This window comes from Pseudarthrobacter sp. MOO14, assembly GCF_058267675.1.
This window is the reverse complement of sequence record NZ_CM177849.1, coordinates 348139-367874: the sequence shown is the minus strand read 5'-3', so window position 1 is coordinate 367874 and position 19736 is coordinate 348139. Positions and strand designations below refer to the sequence as shown.

The 19736-nt window shown below is 67.3% G+C and carries 18 protein-coding genes; 15 read left to right on the top strand and 3 right to left on the bottom strand.

From position 1 onward, the window contains the following. Nucleotides 1–32: 32 nt before the first annotated feature. A complete protein-coding gene (locus AC4EEV_RS01665) occupies nucleotides 33–851 on the bottom strand; it encodes a peptidylprolyl isomerase (RefSeq protein ID WP_018761445.1) in 819 nt (272 codons plus the stop codon). Nucleotides 852–1077: 226 nt separating this feature from the next. Between AC4EEV_RS01665 and hisS the strand changes: the two genes are divergently transcribed. After that, nucleotides 1078–2448, top strand: a complete 1371-nt coding sequence (gene hisS / locus AC4EEV_RS01660; RefSeq protein ID WP_491329999.1) for a histidine--tRNA ligase — start codon at nucleotides 1078–1080, stop codon at nucleotides 2446–2448. Here hisS and AC4EEV_RS01655 read toward each other — a convergent pair. Next, nucleotides 2445–3710, bottom strand: coding sequence for an APC family permease (locus AC4EEV_RS01655; RefSeq protein ID WP_491329998.1), 1266 nt, complete (start codon nucleotides 3708–3710; stop codon nucleotides 2445–2447). The two genes, hisS and AC4EEV_RS01655, sit on opposite strands and share 4 nt — an antisense overlap. Nucleotides 3711–3807: 97 nt before the next feature. Here AC4EEV_RS01655 and aspS point away from each other — a divergent pair, with 97 nt between their 5' ends. Together aspS and AC4EEV_RS01645 are read left to right on the top strand one after the other, a co-directional pair. Continuing rightward, entirely contained in the window at nucleotides 3808–5589 is a 1782-nt protein-coding gene (aspS, locus tag AC4EEV_RS01650; RefSeq protein ID WP_109044539.1) for an aspartate--tRNA ligase, read from the top strand. Between the two features lie 83 nt (nucleotides 5590–5672). Beyond that, nucleotides 5673–6494, top strand: a complete 822-nt coding sequence (locus tag AC4EEV_RS01645; protein WP_491329997.1) for a GNAT family N-acetyltransferase — start codon at nucleotides 5673–5675, stop codon at nucleotides 6492–6494. A gap of 17 nt (nucleotides 6495–6511) precedes the next feature. On the opposite strand, the gene AC4EEV_RS01640 is transcribed toward AC4EEV_RS01645, so the two are convergent. Then, nucleotides 6512–7180: an acVLRF1 family peptidyl-tRNA hydrolase gene (locus AC4EEV_RS01640; protein WP_491329996.1), complete on the bottom strand. Its 669-nt coding sequence runs from the start codon at nucleotides 7178–7180 to the stop codon at nucleotides 6512–6514. A 64-nt stretch (nucleotides 7181–7244) separates the two neighbouring features. On the opposite strand from AC4EEV_RS01640, the gene AC4EEV_RS01635 reads away from it, so the two are divergent. The 12 genes from AC4EEV_RS01635 (at nucleotide 7245) to AC4EEV_RS01580 (ending at nucleotide 19681) form a co-directional block, all read left to right on the top strand. Then, nucleotides 7245–8708, top strand: coding sequence for a replication-associated recombination protein A (locus AC4EEV_RS01635; RefSeq protein WP_491329995.1), 1464 nt, complete (start codon nucleotides 7245–7247; stop codon nucleotides 8706–8708). A 171-nt stretch (nucleotides 8709–8879) separates the two neighbouring features. Further along, nucleotides 8880–9506: a 30S ribosomal protein S4 gene (rpsD, locus tag AC4EEV_RS01630; protein WP_009357431.1), complete on the top strand. Its 627-nt coding sequence runs from the start codon at nucleotides 8880–8882 to the stop codon at nucleotides 9504–9506. A 145-nt stretch (nucleotides 9507–9651) separates the two neighbouring features. Then, nucleotides 9652–10026: a DUF948 domain-containing protein gene (locus AC4EEV_RS01625; protein ID WP_018761438.1), complete on the top strand. Its 375-nt coding sequence runs from the start codon at nucleotides 9652–9654 to the stop codon at nucleotides 10024–10026. Nucleotides 10027–10061: 35 nt separating this feature from the next. Next, nucleotides 10062–10274, top strand: coding sequence for a hypothetical protein (locus tag AC4EEV_RS01620; RefSeq protein WP_018761437.1), 213 nt, complete (start codon nucleotides 10062–10064; stop codon nucleotides 10272–10274). Between the two features lie 121 nt (nucleotides 10275–10395). After that, on the top strand, nucleotides 10396–13074 hold the full coding sequence (gene alaS, locus AC4EEV_RS01615) for an alanine--tRNA ligase (RefSeq protein WP_018761436.1): 2679 nt from the start codon (nucleotides 10396–10398) through the stop codon (nucleotides 13072–13074). A 7-nt stretch (nucleotides 13075–13081) separates the two neighbouring features. Continuing rightward, complete coding sequence (gene ruvX / locus AC4EEV_RS01610) at nucleotides 13082–13681, top strand: Holliday junction resolvase RuvX (RefSeq protein ID WP_018761435.1); 600 nt, start codon at nucleotides 13082–13084, stop codon at nucleotides 13679–13681. Then, complete coding sequence (gene mltG / locus AC4EEV_RS01605) at nucleotides 13678–15426, top strand: endolytic transglycosylase MltG (RefSeq protein WP_491329994.1); 1749 nt, start codon at nucleotides 13678–13680, stop codon at nucleotides 15424–15426. The genes ruvX and mltG overlap by 4 nt, the downstream gene beginning before the upstream one ends. Next, on the top strand, nucleotides 15423–16283 hold the full coding sequence (locus tag AC4EEV_RS01600) for a shikimate dehydrogenase (protein WP_491330928.1): 861 nt from the start codon (nucleotides 15423–15425) through the stop codon (nucleotides 16281–16283). Before mltG ends, AC4EEV_RS01600 begins: the two co-directional genes overlap by 4 nt. A gap of 23 nt (nucleotides 16284–16306) precedes the next feature. Continuing rightward, complete coding sequence (gene aroC / locus AC4EEV_RS01595; protein ID WP_026264491.1) at nucleotides 16307–17506, top strand: chorismate synthase; 1200 nt, start codon at nucleotides 16307–16309, stop codon at nucleotides 17504–17506. A 59-nt stretch (nucleotides 17507–17565) separates the two neighbouring features. Beyond that, the gene (locus AC4EEV_RS01590) at nucleotides 17566–18075 is read left to right on the top strand and encodes a shikimate kinase (protein WP_491330927.1); all 510 of its coding nucleotides are present in this window, start codon (nucleotides 17566–17568) and stop codon (nucleotides 18073–18075) included. After that, nucleotides 18072–19163 carry a 3-dehydroquinate synthase gene (aroB, locus tag AC4EEV_RS01585; protein WP_018761430.1) on the top strand — a complete coding sequence of 364 codons (1092 nt, stop codon included), beginning with the start codon at nucleotides 18072–18074 and terminating at the stop codon, nucleotides 19161–19163. The genes AC4EEV_RS01590 and aroB overlap by 4 nt, the downstream gene beginning before the upstream one ends. Continuing rightward, nucleotides 19163–19681: a tetratricopeptide repeat protein gene (locus tag AC4EEV_RS01580; protein ID WP_018761429.1), complete on the top strand. Its 519-nt coding sequence runs from the start codon at nucleotides 19163–19165 to the stop codon at nucleotides 19679–19681. Before aroB ends, AC4EEV_RS01580 begins: the two co-directional genes overlap by 1 nt. Nucleotides 19682–19736: the final 55 nt, after the last annotated feature.

Sequence of the window (19736 nt, the reverse complement as noted above, 5' to 3'; positions counted from 1 at the left end):
GTACTGCACCGTGTCCGCTTGGGCCCGGCGTCCTACTTCAGAGAAAACGAGTCTATCGTGACTGGTTGGATCGGTGCGCCGTCTGTGTCACTGGCCCCGGGCTTAATACCTGCGGCGGCAATCTTGGTCACTGCGTCCAGCCCGGAGGTCACTTTGCCCACCACCGTGTAGCCGCCGGCAGAGTCAGGATTGATGACAGTGTCCTTGTAGACAATGAAGAACTGCGTGCCGTTTCCGTAGGCGTTGTTGCCGCTCCGCGCCACGGCGATGGTTCCTGCGGGATATTTGTTGTCGGCAGGGGCATTTTCCAAGGGGCCCCAGGTGTAGTTCGGGTCACCCTGGCCGTCACCGTTGGCGGAGCCGCATTGCAGGACACCGAACTGGTCCGCCGTGGTCAAGCGGTGGCAGGTCTTGCCGTTGAAAAAGCCTTGGTCGCTGAGTGACTTGAACACTGCGGCCGCTTGGGGCGCCTTGGTGCCGTCCACTTCCACGCCAAGGGGGCTGCCGTTCAGCGACAGCTCACCGGAGAATGTCTTGCCGGCGGCGGTCTCGGCTGCGGGAATGTTCGCCCCGTTGGATACTTGCGGAGACGGGGTGGCGGAGGCGCTTGCGGACGCCGACGGGTCGGTCAGCCCGGCCTGCGCGGCAGCGTATTCGTCCTCGGTGGGATTTCCGGCGAAGGCGGTGAGTTGAAGCACGACGGCGAGCGCGACGGCGGCGGCTCCCGCGCCGGCGGCCACGAGGTTGTCGCGTTTGCGCCGCTTCTCCTGGCTGCGCCGCAGCTCGCGCTTGGCCTCCATTTGCTGGATGCGCCGTTTTGTTTCGCGGGCACTGCGTGAACTGGCCGCCAAGGGTCCTCCTCGTCGTCGGGCTGCTGATGCCCGGCGGATGGCCGCCGGGCGCAGGTGGGGCCGCCATCAGCGCCGGTCCGCTGCATTAGAGATGCACACGGATGGCGCATAAACTGGCTGCCGCACATAGTTTATGCATGGCTGGCTGTGCTGCCGCCGAACGTCGCCTTGGAGCGGCGCGCGGGCAGCCCCCGGCGCACCTTTCACCGTAAGGAGAACTTTCCCCATGGCACGCACCGCCTCCCTGTCCGGATTCCCCGAGTGGCTTCCCGAGGAGCGGCTGGTGGAGCTGCACGTGCTCGATACCCTGCGCCGGGTCTTTGAACTGCACGGGTTTGCCTCGATCGAAACCCGCGCCGTGGAAACGGTGGGCCAGTTGTTGCGCAAGGGAGAGATCGACAAGGAAGTGTACGGACTCAGCAGGCTGCAGGAGGACGAGAGCGACAACCCCGTCAAGGGCGGCAAGGCCGATCCACACGCCCTTGCCCTGCATTTTGACCTGACGGTTCCGTTTGCCCGGTACGTCGTTGAAAACGCCGGGTACCTGGCGTTCCCGTTCCGCCGGTACCAGATCCAGAAGGTGTGGCGCGGCGAGCGGCCCCAGGAAGGCCGGGCCCGGGAGTTCACCCAAGCGGATATCGATGTTGTGGGCGACGGTGAGTTGCCGTTCCGCTACGACGTGGAGATTGCCCTGGTGATCGCTGAGGCGCTCAGCGCGCTTCCCATCCCGGACTTCCGCCTCCGGATCAACAACCGCAAACTGGCTGAAGGCTTCTACCGGGGGATCGGGCTCGATGACACCGCGGGCGTGTTGCGCAGCATCGACAAGCTCGAAAAAATCGGTCCTGCCAAGGTGGCGGAGCTCCTGAAGACAGAGCTCGGTGCCACCGACGAGCAGGCAGCCAAGGCGCTGCAGCTGGCGGCCATCCGCACGGAAGACACCTCGTTCGTGGCGAAGGTCCGCGCCCTGGGCGTCAGCGACGAGCTCCTGGACGAGGGCCTGGATGAACTGGAGCAGGTAATCGATGCCGCCGTGCAGCGCGCCCCCGGCAAGGTGTTGGCGGACCTGAGCATCGCCCGCGGCCTGGACTACTACACGGGCACTGTCGTGGAGACCGTCCTGGTAGGCCATGAACAGCTGGGATCGATCTGCTCCGGCGGCCGCTACGATGCACTGGCGTCCAAGGGCAACCGGAAGTTCCCCGGGGTGGGCCTGTCCATCGGCGTCACCCGCCTTGTGTCCCGGATCCTCAGCCAGGACCTGGCCAGGGCCTCCCGTTCCGTGCCCACCGCCGTGCTGGTGGCCCTGAGCCACGACGACAGCTGGGGCGCAGCGCAGGACGTTGCTGCTTTGCTTCGCAGCAGGGGCATCCCCACGGAGGTCGCGGCGAAAGCGGAGAAATTCGGCAAGCAGATCAAGTTCGCCGACCGGCGCGGAATCCCGTTCGTATGGTTCACGGACGACGACGGCACGCACCAGGTCAAGGACATCCGGACCGGTGAACAGGTGGTGGCAGCCCCGGAGAGCTGGGCCCCGCCGCTGGAGGACCTCACCGTCCAGGTGAGCACCACGGCCACCGCACCGGCGTCGGCCTAGCGGCCGCGCGGCCGGCCGTGCTGGCGCTGCCTGAAGCGCAGCACCAGCCAACGGCCGGCCATACCCGCGGCCAGGACCGCTGCCATGGTCAGCAGGGGAGCCGGCGGCAGCGTGAAGGCCAGCACCACGCACCCCAGGAAGCCCGCCGCGTTCAGCCAGCGCGGCGCATAGGCCGGATGCGAACCGAGGGTGTAGGCGGAGGCGTTGGCAACGGCGTAATACACCAGCACCCCGAAGCTTGAGAAGCCCACCACGGTCATTACGTCCGTGGTCAGCAGGAGCAGGATCACGACGGCGGCCACGGCCAGTTCCGCGACGAACGGAACGGTGTGCGCCCCGCCCACCCTGGCCAGGGTGCGGGGAAGGTCACCTTCCCGCGCCATGGCCAGCGTCGTGCGTCCGACGCCGGTGATCAGCGCGAGCAGGGCGCCCAGGCATGCGGCGGCGGCGCCCACCTGCACCAGTGGTGCACCCGCCGCCAGCTGCGATGCCAATACCGCGTCCAGGAGGGGAGTCCTGGCAGCAGCGAGCCGGTCTCCCAGGTGGGCCTGCAAAAGTAGGGCCAGCAGCAGGTAGATGGTGAAGGCGGAGGCCAGCGCGGCCAGAATGGCCCGCGGAATGGTGCGGGAGGGATCTTTGACTTCTTCGCCCAGTGTGGCGATCCGCGCGTACCCGGCGAAGGCGAAAAACATCAGCCCGGCTGCCGGCAGGACCCCCGCCGGGCCACCGGAACCCGGACCGGCCGCGTCCGCCGCGGGATGCGGGCCAAGGACTGCGGCAACTCCGACGAACACCAGGGACGCCACGACCACGCACAACAAGATCCGCGTGAGCTGGGCAGTGCGGGTAATCCCCAAGAGGTTGATGCCGGTCAGGGCAACCACGGCAGCGACGGCCACCGGCACGGCATAGCCCGGTGCGACGTAACTGCCGAAAGTCAAGGCCATGGCCGCGCAGGACGCGGTCTTCCCCGTGACGAATCCCCATCCGGCGACAAAGCCGGGCCACTCACCCAGTTGCTTCCGGCCGTAGACATAGGTGCCGCCGCTGGTGGGGTACCGCGCGGCAAGCGCCGCGGAGGCAACAGCGTTGCAGTATGCCACGATACCGGCGAGGACCACGGACCAGGCCAGCAGGTTGCCGGCCAGGGCTGCGGCGGGGGCGAACACCACGAACACGCCGGCGCCCAGCATGGAGCCAAGGCCTATGGCGGTGGCATCGAAGGCGCCGAGCCGGCGTTGGAGCTGCTGGGGTTGGGCCATGAGGCGGCAGTACCTTTCCAGCGGGTAAACTCGGACGGGATCGTTCCCGGAACGATCATATTGAACTTCCCACTGTTTTCCCGCAGAAAGGCGTGCTGTGCTGCGCACACATGACCTCGGATCCCTCCGTTCCGAGCACATTGGACAAACCGTAACCCTGGCCGGCTGGGTGGGCCGCCGTCGTGACCACGGTGGTGTGGCCTTCGTGGACCTGCGCGATGCTTCCGGCGTCTCGCAGGTGGTGGTGCGTGAAGAAGAGGTCTTCCATGGCCTGCGCAACGAGTACGTCCTGCAGGTCAAGGGCACTGTTTCCCGCCGCCCCGAGGGCAACGAGAACCCGGCGCTGGCCACGGGCGAGATTGAGGTCATCGCCGAGGACGTCACCATCCTCAACACGTCGGACCCGCTGCCCTTCCAGATTGACGAGCACGTCGAGGTGGGCGAGGAAGCGCGCCTCAAGCACCGCTACCTCGACCTCCGCCGTCCGGGCCCCAGCCGGAACCTGCGCCTGCGCTCCGAGGCCAACCGCGTGGCCCGTGAATTGCTCCACGACGAGGGCTTCGTGGAGATCGAGACCCCGACGCTGACCCGCTCCACGCCGGAAGGTGCCCGCGACTTCCTGGTTCCGGCCCGCCTGGCACCGGGTTCCTGGTACGCCCTCCCACAGTCCCCGCAGCTGTTCAAGCAGCTGCTGCAGGTGGGCGGCTTTGAGAAGTACTACCAGATCGCCCGCTGCTACCGGGACGAGGACTTCCGCGCGGACCGCCAGCCGGAATTCACGCAACTGGACATCGAGGCCAGCTTCGTGGACCAGGACGACATCATCCGGCTGGGCGAGAACATCGTCAAGGCCGTATGGCAGCTCATCGGTGCCGACATCCCCACCCCCATCGAGCGCATCACCTATGCGGACGCCATGGCGCGCTTCGGTTCCGATAAGCCTGACCTTCGCTTCGGGCAGGAACTGACCGAGCTCACCGAATTCTTCAAGGACACCAACTTCGGCGTCTTCAAGGCCCCCTACGTCGGCGCAGTCGTGATGCCCGGCGGCGCTTCGCAGGCACGCCGCGCCCTGGATGCCTGGCAGGAATGGGCCAAGCAGCGCGGCGCCAAAGGCCTGGCCTACGTCCTCTACAAGGAAGACGGCGAACTCGCGGGCCCCGTGGCCAAGAACCTCACCGACACCGAACGCGCCGGCCTGGCCGACGCCGTCGGCGCCAAGCCCGGCGACTGCATCTTCTTCGCCGCCGGCGAGAAGACGCCATCGCGTGCCCTGCTGGGCGCCGCGCGCGTGGAAATCGGCCACCGCACCGGCCTGATCGACCCCACCGCATGGGCTTTCTGCTGGGTCGTGGACGCACCGATGTTCGAGCCTGCCGCCGCCGCCATCGCCTCCGGTGACGTCGCCGTCGGTGCCGGCAAGTGGACCGCCGTCCACCACGCCTTCACCTCACCGAAGCCCGAGTTCCTGGACACCTTTGACAAGGACCCGGAATCGGCGCTGTCCTACGCTTACGACATCGTGTGCAACGGCAACGAAATCGGCGGTGGCTCCATCCGTATCCACCAGCGTGAGGTCCAGGAACGGGTCTTTGAGCTCATGGGCCTGGACAAGGAAGACGCGCAGACCAAATTCGGCTTCCTGCTGGAGGGCTTCAAGTACGGCGCACCCCCGCACGGCGGCATCGCCTTCGGCTGGGACCGCGTTGTTTCGCTGCTCGCCGGCGTGGAGTCCATCCGCGACGTCATCGCCTTCCCGAAGTCCGGCGGCGGCCATGACCCCCTGACCGAGGCTCCGGCGCCCATTACGCCGCAGCAGCGCAAAGAGGCCGGCGTGGACTTCAAGCCGGAGGCTAAGAAGCCGGAAGAAAAGAAGTAGACGAAGGACGGCAGCCGCAGGGCGCCGTCCGTCACCGAAGGTTCCCCGGGGAAACCGGGGGACCTTCGGCCGTTAAGGAAGGAATGCCGGTGGCGAGCCCGGACGATGTGAAACCCAGTGCCCTGGAACTCGAATCTGCCATGGATGCAGCGTGGCCGGCCCGGGAACGGCAGGAGGCCGGAAACTGGGTGCTCCGGGCGGCGGATGGCGTCACGCAGCGGGCCAACTCCATCTGGCCGCGTGTCCTGGAGGACGGCCACTCCGACGGCGACCTGGCCGCCTTGCTCGCCGAAGCAAGGGCCTGGTACCGCCTCCGCCGGCTGCCCGTGATCTTCCAACTGTTCGACCACCCCGCCACGGCAGCGCTCCAGGACCTGCTCGACGCCGAGGGGTTCACCCGCCAGTCCGAGACCGTGGTCATGACACGCAGCGCGGCCGCGGGCGGTACCCCTGAAGGCGGCCATAACGGCGCGGCGGTTGAACTGGCACCGATGCCGTCCGAGGACTGGCTGCGGGTCTGGTGGGAGGTGGACGGCCGCGGCGGCAAGGATGCCTTGGGCACCGCACGGGCAATCCTCGAAGGTTGCCCGTCGCTGTACGCCCTGGCGCGGGACAGCGACGGCCGCGCCGCCGCCGTCGGACGCCTTGCCATGCCTGCCGGCAGCACCCTCGGTGGGGTGTATGGCATGGCCACACGGACTGGCGCGCGCCGCAAGGGGTTTGCGGCAGCCATTCTCCATGCGCTGCTGCATGCCGGCGTCGACCACGGTATGACGGACTTCTGGCTGCTGGTGACGGCGCAGAACCATGGTGCCCGGGAGCTCTATTCAAGGGCGGGCTTCAGTGAGTACGGGCGCTACCTGTACCGCCAGGAGCGGCCCCGCCGGCCGCTGACGGGCTGCTGACCAGGCGGCGGCCCACGTTAGCCGGACGGGTCGGTTACCGTGACCCGGACGGAGCAGGCGTGCGCCGCCGCCTTCTTCAGCACGGCCGCCCGCGGCTCAGTGACGTTGAGATGTGCGAGCCGGGGCAGCGGGAGATAGGGCCGCAACGGCGGTTGCTGCAGGACAAGGTCAGCCAGGGCCCGGTCACCGCCCGGCACCACGTACTCGAACGGCGCACCACCGAATACCCCAGCCGCTTGTTCCGCCACGGAGGCCACCAAGGCATCCGCCTGGTTGGAACGGCGCCGGGCAAACCGCTGCTGGGACTGGCCGCCCGCCGCGGTACGCGACTGAACGTACCGGGTCCCGGCCTTGGACGCCAGCAGCATGCCTTCGCATGCCACCCCGACGCCGTAGCCGCCCCGACGCACCAGGAGCAGTCCCAGCCGGCGCGGCTGGGACGCAAGGGCGGCCAGCCGATCCACCGGGCCGTTGCCGCGTCCGGGACGGCCGTCAGCCGGCCACGGCGCCTGCAGGAGCGCCTCAGTGCCGTCAGCGGCCAAAAGCCGGAGACCGTCGTCGTCATCCCGCAACCGGAAGCCGCCGTGGGAGGAGCCGAAGCGTTCCACCCAGCCGGCCAGCCGGGCGCCGGCCACGAATGCCGTCCGGACCGATGGCGGGCCGCCGGCGGAAGCGGTGGCGGGCATAAGTGTTCCTTCGCTGTGGTGGGGGCGGGAAAATGCAGGAGGGGACTGGAAGTAGCCTATCTATGTGGATGATCTCTTCGGGCACGGCCCAGGAAACGACGACGACGACGATGCCGTCGCCGAGGCAGGCGCCGGTACCGGAGGACAAGGCGCGCGAGGACAGGGTGCACGCGGACAGGGATCGCCGCGGAGCCCGCTGGCGGTGCGCATGCGGCCGCGCAGCGTGGATGAGGTGGTGGGCCAGCAGCACCTGCTCGGCCAGGGCTCACCCCTGCGGCAGCTGGCGGCGGGAGCCGACGCCGCAGGCCCGGCGGGTCCCAGCTCGCTGATCCTGTGGGGACCCCCGGGCACCGGCAAGACCACCCTTGCGCATGTCATTGCCCGCGGGCCCGGACGAAAATTCGTTGAACTGTCCGCCATCACGGCAGGGGTCAAGGACGTCCGGCGCGTCATGGACGACGCCCTGACGGCCCGCGACCTCTACAAGACCACCACCGTGCTCTTCCTGGACGAGATCCACCGGTTCAACAAGGCCCAGCAGGATGCGTTGCTGCCAGGGGTCGAAAACCGCTGGGTGGTCCTGGTGGCGGCCACTACCGAGAACCCGTCCTTTTCCGTGGTCTCCCCGCTGCTGTCACGGTCCCTGCTCCTGACGCTCAAGCCACTCACGGACGCCGATATAGAGGGCCTGCTGGTGCGGGCCGTGGAAGACCCCCGCGGTCTCGGCGGCAAGGTCAGGCTTGGCGACGAGGCCCTTGACCACCTGGTCCGGCTCTCCGGCGGCGACGCCCGCCGGGCGTTGACGGCGCTGGAAGCCGCGGCGGGGGTTGCCTTCGGGGACGCGGACGACGTCGAACGTTCCGTCCCGGAGGGCAGCGGCACCACCGAGCCGGTCACGGTGGAGTTGCGCCACACCGAGCGTGCCCTGGACGCAGCCGCGGTACGGTACGACCGGGCCGGCGACCAGCACTATGACGTGGCCAGCGCCTTCATCAAGTCCATCCGGGGCTCCGACGTGGATGCCGCACTGCATTACCTCGCGCGGATGCTCGAAGCGGGGGAGGACCCCCGGTTCGTCGCCCGGCGGATCGTCATTTCCGCGGCAGAGGATGTGGGCATGGCGGATCCCACCGCGCTCCAGACGGCGGTGGCCGCAGCACAGGCAGTGCAGCTGATCGGGATGCCGGAAGGGCGGATCATCCTGGCCGAGGCAGTGGTCCACCTGGCCACCGCGCCGAAGTCCAACGCCGCCTATATGGGCATCAACAAGGCGATCGCCGATGTGCGGGCCGGCCTCGGGGTCGGAATCCCCGCCCACCTGCGCGATGCACACTATCCGGGCTCCAAGCAGCTGGGCCATGGTGTGGGCTACAAGTACGCCCACGATGCTCCGCACGGGGTGGCCAGCCAGCAGTATCCGCCGGATGACCTGGTGGGGCGGGACTACTACCAGCCAACGGGCAATGGAGCCGAACGGGACATCGCCGTGCGGCTGGAGCGGCTGCGGAAGATTGTGAGGGGCACGTAGCTGCCGTGGTAGGCTATATGTTTGTCTGGCAAGGCCCGGCGCACAATCTCCCCAATTTTACCGTTGAGAAGGTTATGCCCTGTGCCCAGTAGCAAAAGGCAGCGGTTGGCCGATGCTCTCCATCGTGGAGGCCAGTAACACTGACACACCGCAGATATTGGAAGGACACAAGTGGCTAACAACACTCGTGCTCGCCGTCAGGCCCGCCTCTCGCGGTCCCTCGGCATCGCTCTGACCCCCAAGGCCGCCAAGTACATGGAGCGCCGCCCGTACGGCCCCGGTGAGCATGGCCGCGCCCGCAAGAAGCAGGACTCCGACTACGCCGTACGTCTGCGCGAAAAGCAGCGCCTGCGCGCCCAGTACGGCATCCGCGAAGCACAGATGACCCGTGCCTTCGAAGAAGCCCGCCGCACCAAGGGCCTGACCGGTGAGAACCTCATCGAACTGCTCGAAATGCGCCTTGACGCCCTGGTCCTGCGTGCCGGCTTCGCCCGCACCATCGCCCAGGCCCGCCAGCTGGTTGTGCACCGCCACATCATGGTTGACGGCGTCCGCGTTGACCGTCCGTCGTTCCGCGTCGGCGAGGGCCAACTGGTCCACGTCCACAGCCGCAGCGAGACCATGGTTCCGCTCCAGGTTGCCGCCGCCGGTGCCCACCGCGACGTCCTGCCTGCCGTTCCGGCCTACCTGGACGTCAAGCTGGAAGCCCTGCAGGCCCGCCTGGTCCGCCGCCCCAAGCGTTCGGAAATCCCGGTGACCTGCGAAGAGCAGCTCGTCGTCGAATTCTACGCACGCTAAATCCCAGCAGCGTATCCAAAGAAGCCCGTGGCAAGCGCCACGGGCTTCTTTGTATGTAAGGTACTTGGGGGACATCTGCGCATCGGGCCTTCCGGGCCCGGCCAGGATGGAACCCGACCACGGAATTTCGAGGAGATGAACGTCTATGTCTGGTGGCGATATTGCCGGCCTGATCGCTGCCGGGGTGTTCGCGCTCCTGGTGCTGCTGCTCGCGGTACCCATCCTGAAGCTGGGAAGTGTGTTCGACGAGGTGCGCACCGCCATCAAGTCCATCAGTGACGGCGCCACGCCCCTGATGGACGAGGTCACCGCCACCGTTTCGACCACCAACCAGCAGTTGAAGAAGGTCGACGGCATCTCGTCCAACGTCTCGGATGCATCCGCCAACATTTCCGCCCTGTCTTCGCTGGTCGCCGCCACGGTGGGTTCGCCGCTGATCAAGGTGGCCGCGTTCAGCTACGGCGTGCGCAGCGCCTTCGCGAACCGCAGGAAGCCCGCAGCCGGCCGCCGCAGCCGCTAGATTCGAAAAGAACGAACATGAAAAGAATTGTTTGGATGGGAATTGGCGTAGCCATCGGCGTCATCGCGTTCCGTAAAGTCACCGAGGCGCAGGCCAACCTCGGACCCGAAGGCCTCAACCGTGCTGTTGGGCGCCTGGCAGACGGCGTCTACGACTTCGCTGATGCCGTCCGGGCCGGAATGCGCGAGCGTGAGACCGACCTCCGCGCCGCACTGGGCGTCGACTCCGCGGAACTGGTGCGCCGCTGAGCCCCGGGGCAAGCAACGGCAGCCAACGAAAACCGGCAGGAACCAATCCGGATCCCGCCACCTGAATTAACTTTCCGCGCCCGGCAGGAGCCGCGGACCACGAAGGGTAAGAAAACAGCTCATGAAGTCGCAGGAGATCACTAAGCGCTGGGTGGACTTTTTTGTCAGCAAGGGCCACACGGCGGTTCCCTCCGCATCGCTGGTATCCAGCGACCCCTCGCTGCTGTTCACGGTGGCCGGCATGGTCCCGTTCATCCCCTACCTCACCGCCCGTGAGGAACCGCCCTACTCCCGTGCCACCAGCGTGCAAAAGTGCATCCGCACCGGTGACATCGAAGAAGTGGGCAAGACGGCCCGGCACGGCACCTTCTTCCAGATGTGCGGCAACTTCTCGTTCGGTGACTACTTCAAGGAAGACGCCATCAAGTTCGCGTGGGAGCTGCTCACCACGAGCGTTGACGACGGCGGCTACGGCCTTCCGCCCGAGCGGCTGTGGGTGACCGTCTACGAAGAGGACGACGAAGCCGAGGAACTGTGGCTCAAGAACACCGGCGTCCCCGCTGAACGCATCCAGCGGATGGGCAAGTCGGACAACTACTGGTCCACCGGCCAGCCGGGTCCTGCCGGGCCCTGCTCGGAGATCTACTACGACCGCGGACCGGCCTACGGCATCGAAGGCGGCCCGCTGGCTGACGAGACCCGCTACATCGAGATCTGGAACCTTGTGTTCATGCAGTACCAGATCGAGAACGTGCGCTCCAAGGTGGACTTCGACATCGTGGGCGAGCTGCCCAAGAAGAACATCGACACGGGCCTGGGCATGGAACGCCTCGCCATGATCCTGCAGGGTGTCGAGAACATGTACGAGACCGACCAGGTCCGGCCGGTCATCGACAAGGCCGCGGAACTCTCCGGCAAGGAGTACACCTCCGCTGAGACTCCCGAGGACCCCCACCACACGGACGACGTCCGGATGCGGGTTGTGGCCGACCACATCCGCTCGGCCCTGATGCTGATCTCCGACGGCGTCACCCCGTCCAACGAGGGCCGCGGCTACGTCCTGCGCCGCCTGATCCGGCGTGCCGTGCGCTCCATGCGCCTGCTGGGCGTCGAACAGGCCTGCCTGCCGGAGCTGCTGCCGGCGTCGCGGGATGCCATGAAGGGCGTGTACCCCGTCGTTGACACCGACTTCGCCCGGATCAGCCGCATCGCCTACGCCGAGGAGAAAGCGTTCCTGCGCACCATTGCGTCCGGTACTGCGCGGCTTGAGGACGCCGTGAAGGAATCCAAGGCAGCCAACAAGCCGCTGTCCGGCGAGGACGCCTTTACCCTCCATGACACCTACGGCTTCCCCATCGACCTCACGCTCGAGATGGCCGAAGAGGCGGGCTTGAAGGTTGACGAGGCTGCCTTCCGCAGCCTGATGCAGGAACAGCGCCAGCGCGCCCAGGCAGATGCCAAGGGCAAGAAGGGCGGCCACGCCGACGTCACCGTGTTCCAGGAGCTCCTGGGCCAGGGTGAGACGGTCTTCACCGGCTACACCGAACTCGAAGGCGAGTCCCGTGTCCGCGGCCTCCTGAGCGCCGGACGCAAGGTCCAGCAGGCTGCCACCGGCGACGAAATCGAACTCGTGCTCGCCGAAACCCCGTTCTACGCCGAGGCCGGCGGCCAGGCTGCCGACACCGGCCTCATCACCGGTGACGGGTTCGTCGTCGAGGTCCTGGACGTCCAGCGCCCCATCAAGGGCCTGAGCGTACATAAGGCGATTGTCCGCGAAGGCGAGATCGGCGCGGACTCGCTGGTGCGCGCCGCCGTCGACCGTGAACGCCGGCACGCCGCCGAGCAGGCCCACACGGGCACGCACATCGTGCATGCCGCCCTGCACCAGATCCTCGGGCCGGAGGCCACCCAGCGCGGCTCCTTCAACAAGGCCGGCTACCTGCGCTTCGACTTTGCCTGGGGCGAAGGCCTGAGCACGGCGACGCGTTCGGAAATCGAAGAGGTGTCCAACCTTGCCATCCGCAACAACTACGCGGTGGAAACGAAGATCATGGGCCTGGCCGAGGCCAAGGCCATGGGTGCCATGGCCCTCTTCGGCGAGAACTACGGCAGCGAAGTACGCGTGGTGGAAATCGACGGCGCGTGGTCGCGCGAGCTTTGCGGCGGCACCCACGTTGCCAACACCTCGCTGATCGGCAGCCTGTCCCTCCTGGGCGAACAGTCCGTCGGTTCAGGCAACCGGCGCGTGGAAGCCTTCGTGGGCATGGAAGCCTTCCGCCACCTTGCCGCCGAGAGGGCCCTGGTGACCGAACTGACCGACCTGCTGAAAGTCCCGTCCGGCCAGCTCGCCGACAGGATTTCCGCCACGCTGGCCAAGCTGAAGGCCACCGAGAAGGAACTGGACCGGCTCCGCAAGGAACAGTTGGCCGCCTCTGCCGCGCGGCTGGTGGACACGGCCAAGGACGCCGGGGGAGTGAAGGTGCTGGCCCACGACGCCGGCACCGTCAGTGGAGCCGACGACCTCCGCGGCCTGGCCCTGGACCTGCGCAACCGGCTCGGCTCGGCGGCCTCCGCGGTTGCCGTCGCCGGTGTCGCCAACGACCGTCCGCTGATCCTGGTGGCCACCAACGAGGCAGCCAGGGAGGCCGGCGTCAAAGCCGGTGCGCTGGTCCGGATCGCCGCCGGCGTTCTCGGCGGTGGCGGTGGCGGCAAGGACGATGTTGCCCAGGGTGGAGGGACCGACGCCGGAAAGGTTGGCGCCGCGCTGGCCGCCGTCGTCGACGCCATTTCCGCGCGCTAATCCTGTCATGACCAATCCTGCAGCTGCCGGCGGCTACCCCCAGGGCGTCAAACTGGGGGTGGACGTGGGCACCGTCCGGGTAGGGGTGGCCCTGTGCGACCGCGACGGGATCCTGGCCACGCCCTACAAGACCCTTGACCGGAACGCCAAGAAGAACTCGGACGTGCGGGTCATCGCCAAACTGGCGGAGGAACAGGGAGCCGTCCAGGTTTTCGTGGGACTGCCGCGCACCATGAAGGGCGAAGAACACGCGTCCGCCAGGATGGCCACGGACTACGCCCTGCTGCTGGTTGAAGAGCTTTCCGCCCGCGGTTTGGCGGTCCCGGTGAACCTCGTGGACGAGCGGCTGAGCAGCGTTACGGCGCACCGGAACCTGCACGAAGCTGGCATGAGCAGCAGGAACCACCGTAAAGTAGTTGATCAGGTCGCGGCGGTGGGTATCCTTCAGCACGCCATCGACATGCAGAAAGCCAGGGGAGCGGATGTCGGCTCACGCGTGACAGCGCCATCCCCGACCGTGGACCTGGGGGCCGGTGGGGTGGACGAACCAGTCCGCGCCATCTCCGCAGACACGGCCCGATTTTCAGATAATGGAAGGCAACAGTGAGCCCTGCCAACATTGACGACACTTCCGGCCCGCAGGACGCCGGGGCCGCGAGGCCGTTGACCCGCAAGGAACTGCGCGCACGCGAAAAGAGCCTCAATACCGGCGGCCACGACGCCGTCCCCGAGCAGGCCTATGAGACGGGCGAGGTCCCGCCGCCTCCCGTCACGCCGCCGGCAACCGCACCCTCGGCCGGAGAACCAACCTTTGCTCCGCTGCCTGGCGCCGAGGACGTGCCGGCTGCCCCCGATGCGCCGCCATCCATCCAGGACGGACCGCACCCCGGTGACTCCCACCCCGCTGGAGCCTGGAGTAACGGGCCTTCCGCCGGAACCCACCACGACGCCGTTGCGCCGCCGCATGACAACGTGCAGGTTGGCGACGACGTACACCAGCACGAGGAGCTGGCGCATGTCCCGGATACGGAGCACCCCGGGGACGCGTACGCCTACGCGGACGTTGCACACCACCAGGACGTACAGCACCACGACGACGTGGCCCACCACCCGGACCACGCCCCCTTCGCCGACGGCCACCATGACGCCGACGGGCACCATTACGGGGAAATCCCCGACGACCATTCATACGACGCCGGATACCACGACGATGCGCATCCGGATGCTGCCCACCCGGATGCCGCCCATGAGCTGCTTCCCGTGTCCTCGGCAGCCCAGTCGGTGCCCCGGCCCTCGAAGAAGGTCCGGCGCCGGCGCAGGTTGCTGGCGCTGTTCCTGACGCTCGCTGTGTTCGTGACGGCCGTGGCCGTGGGCGCGCAGTTCCTCAAGCCCCTCCTCGGCAGCGGCAAGCCATCGGACTTCCCCGGACCGGGGACCGGCGAGGTCCACGTGACCGTGGCAAGCGGCGAGGGCACCCGGTCCGTAGCTGTGGACCTTGAGAACCAGCGGGTCGTCGCCAATGCCGACACCTTCATGCAGGCGTTCCATGCCTCCGGCGCAACGCTGTCGCCGGGCGACTACGTCTTCAAGACCGAAATGAAGAACGCCGACGCCGTTGATGTCCTGGCCGGCAAAGACAAGTCCAAGGTCATCTACTTCGCCCTGAGCGCAGGTCTGCGGATCGGTGAGTCGCTGCAGGCAGTTTCCGAGGGTTCGGGCGTTTCCATCCAGCAGCTGCAGGCCCTGAGCAACCAGCCTGCCCAGTTTGGATTGCCGGCAAACGCGAAGAACCTTGAAGGTTACCTCGCCCCCGGAGAATACCGCTTCCCGCTCGGAACCCCGGCCAAGGACATCCTGCAGGCCCTCGTGAAAGCCACCACCGATGAGCTGGTGTCGCAGGGAATCACCGACCCCGCCAAGCAGTACGAGGCCGTCATTGTGGCCAGCATTGTCCAGGCCGAGGGTGGCCAGGCCGATTACGGCGACGTGGCCGGTGCGATCTATAACCGGCTCAAGCCGAACGACCAGACAGGCGGTTTCCTCCAGGTGGATTCGGCGGTGACTTACGGCTTGGGCACCAAGAGCCTGAACTTCACGGATGACCAGCGCAAGGACAAGTCCAACCCGTACAACACCTATGCCAACCCCGGACTCCCGCCGGGCCCCATTGGTTCGCCCGGCAAGACTGCCATCGACGCGGCAGCACGGCCCAAGTCCAATGACTACCTGTACTGGGTGACCGTCAACCTGGACACCAACGAAACGAAGTTCGCGAAGACGCTCGCCGAACATAACGTCAACGTTGAGCAATACAACGCGTGGTGCAAGGCCAACGCGGGCCGCTGCACATGAGCCTGCGGGCTGCCGTCCTGGGCCACCCGATCAGCCACTCAAAGTCTCCCGCGCTGCACCTTTCGGCGTATGAGCGGCTGGGCGCGGCCATCAGCTACACGGCCATCGACGTCACCGAGCAGTTGCTGCCGTCGTTCATGCGCCAGATCCGGAACCAGCCCGGCTGGCGCGGGCTCTCCGTGACCATGCCGCTGAAGACCGCCATGCTTGATGAAGTGGACGAAGTCCGCGGAGTGGCCCAGACCCTGGGGGTCGTGAACACAGTCACCTTCGAGGAATCCGGCGGCGCAGTGAAGACGGTAGGTTCCAACACCGACGTCCCGGGGATCGTGAATGCCCTGCGCCACGCCGGGACGGCTGCGGCGCCGTCCGCCGTCATCCTCGGCGGCGGCGGCACGGCGGCGTCGGCTGTTGCTGCCCTCAAGGAACTTGGCACCACCACGGTCCAGGTGTACGCCCGTGATTCGTCGCGTACGTCGGACGTCCGCGCCGCTGCAGACAGCCTGGGGGTCGCGCTGGAGGTCCGCCCCCTCACCGCCGCCGCGCGCCCGACGTCGGAAGCCGACGTCGTCATCTCCACCTTGCCGCCACGCGCGGCCGACGGGCTCGCCGCCGAAATCGCCGCCTTGAAGACGACGACGCGGGGAGTCCTCCTGGACGTCGCCTACGATCCCTGGCCCAGCCTGGTGGCCTCTGTGTGGCAGGCCGGAGGCGGCCGCGTGGTGCCCGGCCTGGAGATGCTGTTGTACCAGGCGGTGGAGCAGGTGCGGCTTTTCACCCGGCGCGGGGAAGACGTTAACGCAGCTGTCATAGATGTGATGTGTGACGCAGTCGGCCTTGCCCGACGGGCGTTCTGACCGCCCTACGTGGCAGGATGGAAATTATGCGTTGGTTGACTGCCGGTGAATCCCATGGCCCGGCTTTGATGGGAATTATTGAGGGCGTCCCGGCTGGTGTGGAAATCACCAGCGGGGACATCGCAGACTCCCTGGCCCGCCGCCGGCTCGGCTACGGCCGCGGCGCACGGATGAAATTCGAGCAGGACGTGGTCACCATCCTTGGCGGTGTACGGCACGGCCGCACCCAGGGCGGTCCCGTCGCCATCCAGGTGGGCAACACCGAATGGCCCAAATGGGAGCAGATCATGTCTGCCGACCCCGTTGACGCTGAACTCCTCGCCGACCAGGCCCGCAACGCACCGCTGACGCGGCCCCGTCCGGGCCACGCCGACTTCACCGGCATGCAGAAATACGGGTTTGATGAAGCGCGTCCTGTCCTGGAACGCGCCAGCGCCCGCGAAACGGCAACCCGGGTTGCCCTCGGCACCGTGGCAGCCCGGTTCCTCCGGCACCTCGGCATCGAACTGGTCAGCCACACTGTCTCCATCGCCAGCGTCACCGTGCCCGAAGGCCGGCCGCTGCCGTTGCCCGGCGATGTCATCGCGTTGGACACGGATCCGCTGCGCTGCTTCGACCGCGAAACCTCCGACGCGATGGTTGCGGAGGTCGACGCCGCGCACAAAGAAGGCGAAACGCTGGGAGGCGTGGTCGAGGTCCTCGCCTACGGGCTTCCGCCGGGACTTGGCAGCTACGTGCACTGGGACCGCCGGCTCGATGCCCGGCTGGCCGCAGCGCTCATGGGCATCCAGGCCATCAAGGGCGTGGAGGTGGGCGACGGTTTCCTGACCGCTGCACGCCGGGGTTCAGCCGCCCACGACGAAATTGTCCGTGACGGCAAGGGCCGGATCGGCCGTGCCAGCAACCGGGCCGGCGGTATCGAAGGCGGCATGAGCATCGGCGACGTCCTCCGGGTCCGCGCCGCCATGAAACCGATCGCCACCGTGCCGCGCGCCCTGCGCACCATCGACGTCAGCACCGGCGAACCGGCCAAGGCCCACCACCAGCGCTCCGACGTCTGTGCCGTCCCGGCTGCGGGCGTCGTGGCCGAGGCCATGGTGGCACTGGTCCTGGCCGAAGCCGTCATGGAGAAGTTCGGTGGTGACTCCGTGCCGGAAACCGCCCGCAACATCAAGGGTTACCTGGACAACATCCCGGCTTCCCTGGACTCGATCGGCCAGTAGTGCTCCATCACAGCAGTACCGGCCCCGCAGGCGGCCGGCCGATCGTGCTCATCGGCCCCATGGCCGTCGGCAAATCGGCCATCGGCCAGCAACTGGCGCAACAGCTGGGCGCCCGCTTCATTGACACCGACGCCGTCATCGTTGCCGGCCACGGTTCCATCGCCGATATCTTCGCGGGCCGCGGGGAGCACGCGTTCCGCGAAATCGAAGCCCGGACCGTCGCCGACGCCGTTGAGGACGCGGCCGGGACCACCACGGTGATTTCCCTGGGCGGCGGGGCCGTACTGGACTCCGGGACCCAGCAGCTCATGGGCCGCTGCACCGTGGTCTACCTCGAATGCGACGCTGATACGGTGGCAGGCAGGATCGCCCGGAACTCGGGCCGGCCACTCCTCGCCGGCGACGCCATGGGCCGCTGGACAGCAATGTTTGCCACCCGCAGGCCGGTCTACGAGAGGCTGGCCGACATCACCCTGGACGTCCGCCACGGCTCCATACCCGAGCTCGGCGCACGGCTGGAAGCAGCACTGCGGCACCACGCAGCTGCCAAACAGGAAGTTGAGAAGTGAACACTCAATCAACAGTCATCAACGTCACCGGCGAAGGTGCTGGAAACAACTACGGCGTCGTCGTGGGGCGCGGCCTGCTTGGAGAACTTCCCGCCCTGTTGGGTGAACGCGTCCGCCGGGTGCTGGTGATCCACCCCCGCGCGCTGCGCCTCACCGGAGACACCGTCCGCGACGAGCTGGCCGAGGCCGGCTTCACCTCGCTTACGGCGGAAATCCCGGACGCCGAGGAAGGCAAGCACATCCAGGTCGCGGCATTCTGCTGGCAGGTCCTGGGCCAGAACGACTTCACCCGCTCGGACGCCATCGTGGCTGTGGGCGGGGGAGCAGTCACCGACCTCGCCGGCTTCGTTGCCGCTACGTGGCTGCGCGGCGTCAAGGTCATCCACATGCCCACCAGCCTGCTGGGCATGGTGGACGCCTCGGTAGGCGGCAAAACCGGCATCAACACCGCGGAAGGAAAGAACCTGGTCGGGGCGTTCCACCCGCCCGCGGCCGTCCTGGCCGACCTGGACACGCTGGAAACGCTGCCGAAGAACGAGATCATTTCCGGGCTTGCCGAGGTCATCAAGTGCGGCTTCATTGCCGACCCCGCCATCCTCGATCTCGTGGAGAAAGACCCGGCCGCAGTGGTGGACCCCCGCTCCGACGCGCTGCGCGAGCTGATTGAACGCGCCATCGCCGTCAAGGCGAAGGTGGTTTCCGAGGACCTCAAAGAATCCGGGCTCCGGGAAATCCTGAATTACGGACACACCCTGGGCCACGCCATCGAGCTGGTGGAACGCTACTCGTGGCGGCACGGCGCAGCCGTGTCCGTCGGCATGATGTTTGCGGCCGAGCTTGCCCGCAGCGTGGGCAGGCTCAGCGATGCCGACGCCGACCGGCACCGAAGCATCCTGGACGGCCTTGGGCTGCCGGTCACCTATCGCCGGGACCGCTGGCAGGGTCTGCTGGATGGGATGCGCCGCGACAAGAAGTCCCGCGGCGACCTGCTGCGTTTCGTGGTGCTGGACGGAATCGCCAAGCCGGGCATCCTTGATGTGCCGGACACCTCGCTGCTGTTCGCCGCGTACCAGGAAATTGCGTCCTGATGCAGGGCGACATGAATGGCACGGCCGACTGGCCCCAGGCCGGATTTCCCGGCATCCGCATAAACCCGGATACCCTGATGCCCCAGATCGTCAACGAGGACGCTGTCCGGGAAGCCCTGTCGGCCTCCACCGACCCCGCGGACCACATTTTCGTCCTGCTGGTCGAGGGCCATGCCTCCGAGGCGGCTGAACTGCTGGCCGAAGCACGGTTCAAGGACCCGGAATCGTTCCGGCTGCGCGTCTTCGAAGCCGAGGTACTGAGCGTCACCCACCGGATGGACCGCGCCATAGAGCTGTTCCGGCAACTCCTGGCCGAGGTGCACGGCACGCCCCGCGAAGCGCTGGCACTGCAGTTCCTGGGCAAGGCCCAGTACGCAGCCGGCCAGACCTCGGCCGCCGTTGAGTCGTTCTCCAAGGCGCTGGACCTGCGGGTGGCGCAGTCCGCGGATGCTGCCCAAATCTATTCCTCCACCGTGGCGCTCCAGCGTGCACGGGACATCCTGGAATTGGCCTGCTGAGGAGGCAGGCGGCGGCAGCGGACAAGCTGCCCGGTATTTACCGGTAGAATGGTTG

Bases quoted from the DNA above. Each gene is read 5' to 3' on its own strand.
- hisS (WP_491329999.1), top strand. From the start codon at position 1,078: ATGGCACGCACCGCCTCCCTGTCCGGATTCCCCGAGTGGCTTCCCGAG.
- AC4EEV_RS01655 (WP_491329998.1), bottom strand. From the start codon at position 3,710: ATGGCCCAACCCCAGCAGCTCCAACGCCGGCTCGGCGCCTTCGATGCC.
- AC4EEV_RS01645 (WP_491329997.1), top strand. From the start codon at position 5,673: ATGCCGGTGGCGAGCCCGGACGATGTGAAACCCAGTGCCCTGGAACTC.
- AC4EEV_RS01640 (WP_491329996.1), bottom strand. From the start codon at position 7,180: ATGCCCGCCACCGCTTCCGCCGGCGGCCCGCCATCGGTCCGGACGGCA.
- AC4EEV_RS01625 (WP_018761438.1), top strand. From the start codon at position 9,652: ATGTCTGGTGGCGATATTGCCGGCCTGATCGCTGCCGGGGTGTTCGCG.
- AC4EEV_RS01620 (WP_018761437.1), top strand. From the start codon at position 10,062: ATGGGAATTGGCGTAGCCATCGGCGTCATCGCGTTCCGTAAAGTCACC.
- alaS (WP_018761436.1), top strand. From the start codon at position 10,396: ATGAAGTCGCAGGAGATCACTAAGCGCTGGGTGGACTTTTTTGTCAGC.
- ruvX (WP_018761435.1), top strand. From the start codon at position 13,082: ATGACCAATCCTGCAGCTGCCGGCGGCTACCCCCAGGGCGTCAAACTG.
- AC4EEV_RS01600 (WP_491330928.1), top strand. From the start codon at position 15,423: ATGAGCCTGCGGGCTGCCGTCCTGGGCCACCCGATCAGCCACTCAAAG.
- AC4EEV_RS01590 (WP_491330927.1), top strand. From the start codon at position 17,566: ATGGCCGTCGGCAAATCGGCCATCGGCCAGCAACTGGCGCAACAGCTG.
- AC4EEV_RS01580 (WP_018761429.1), top strand. From the start codon at position 19,163: ATGCAGGGCGACATGAATGGCACGGCCGACTGGCCCCAGGCCGGATTT.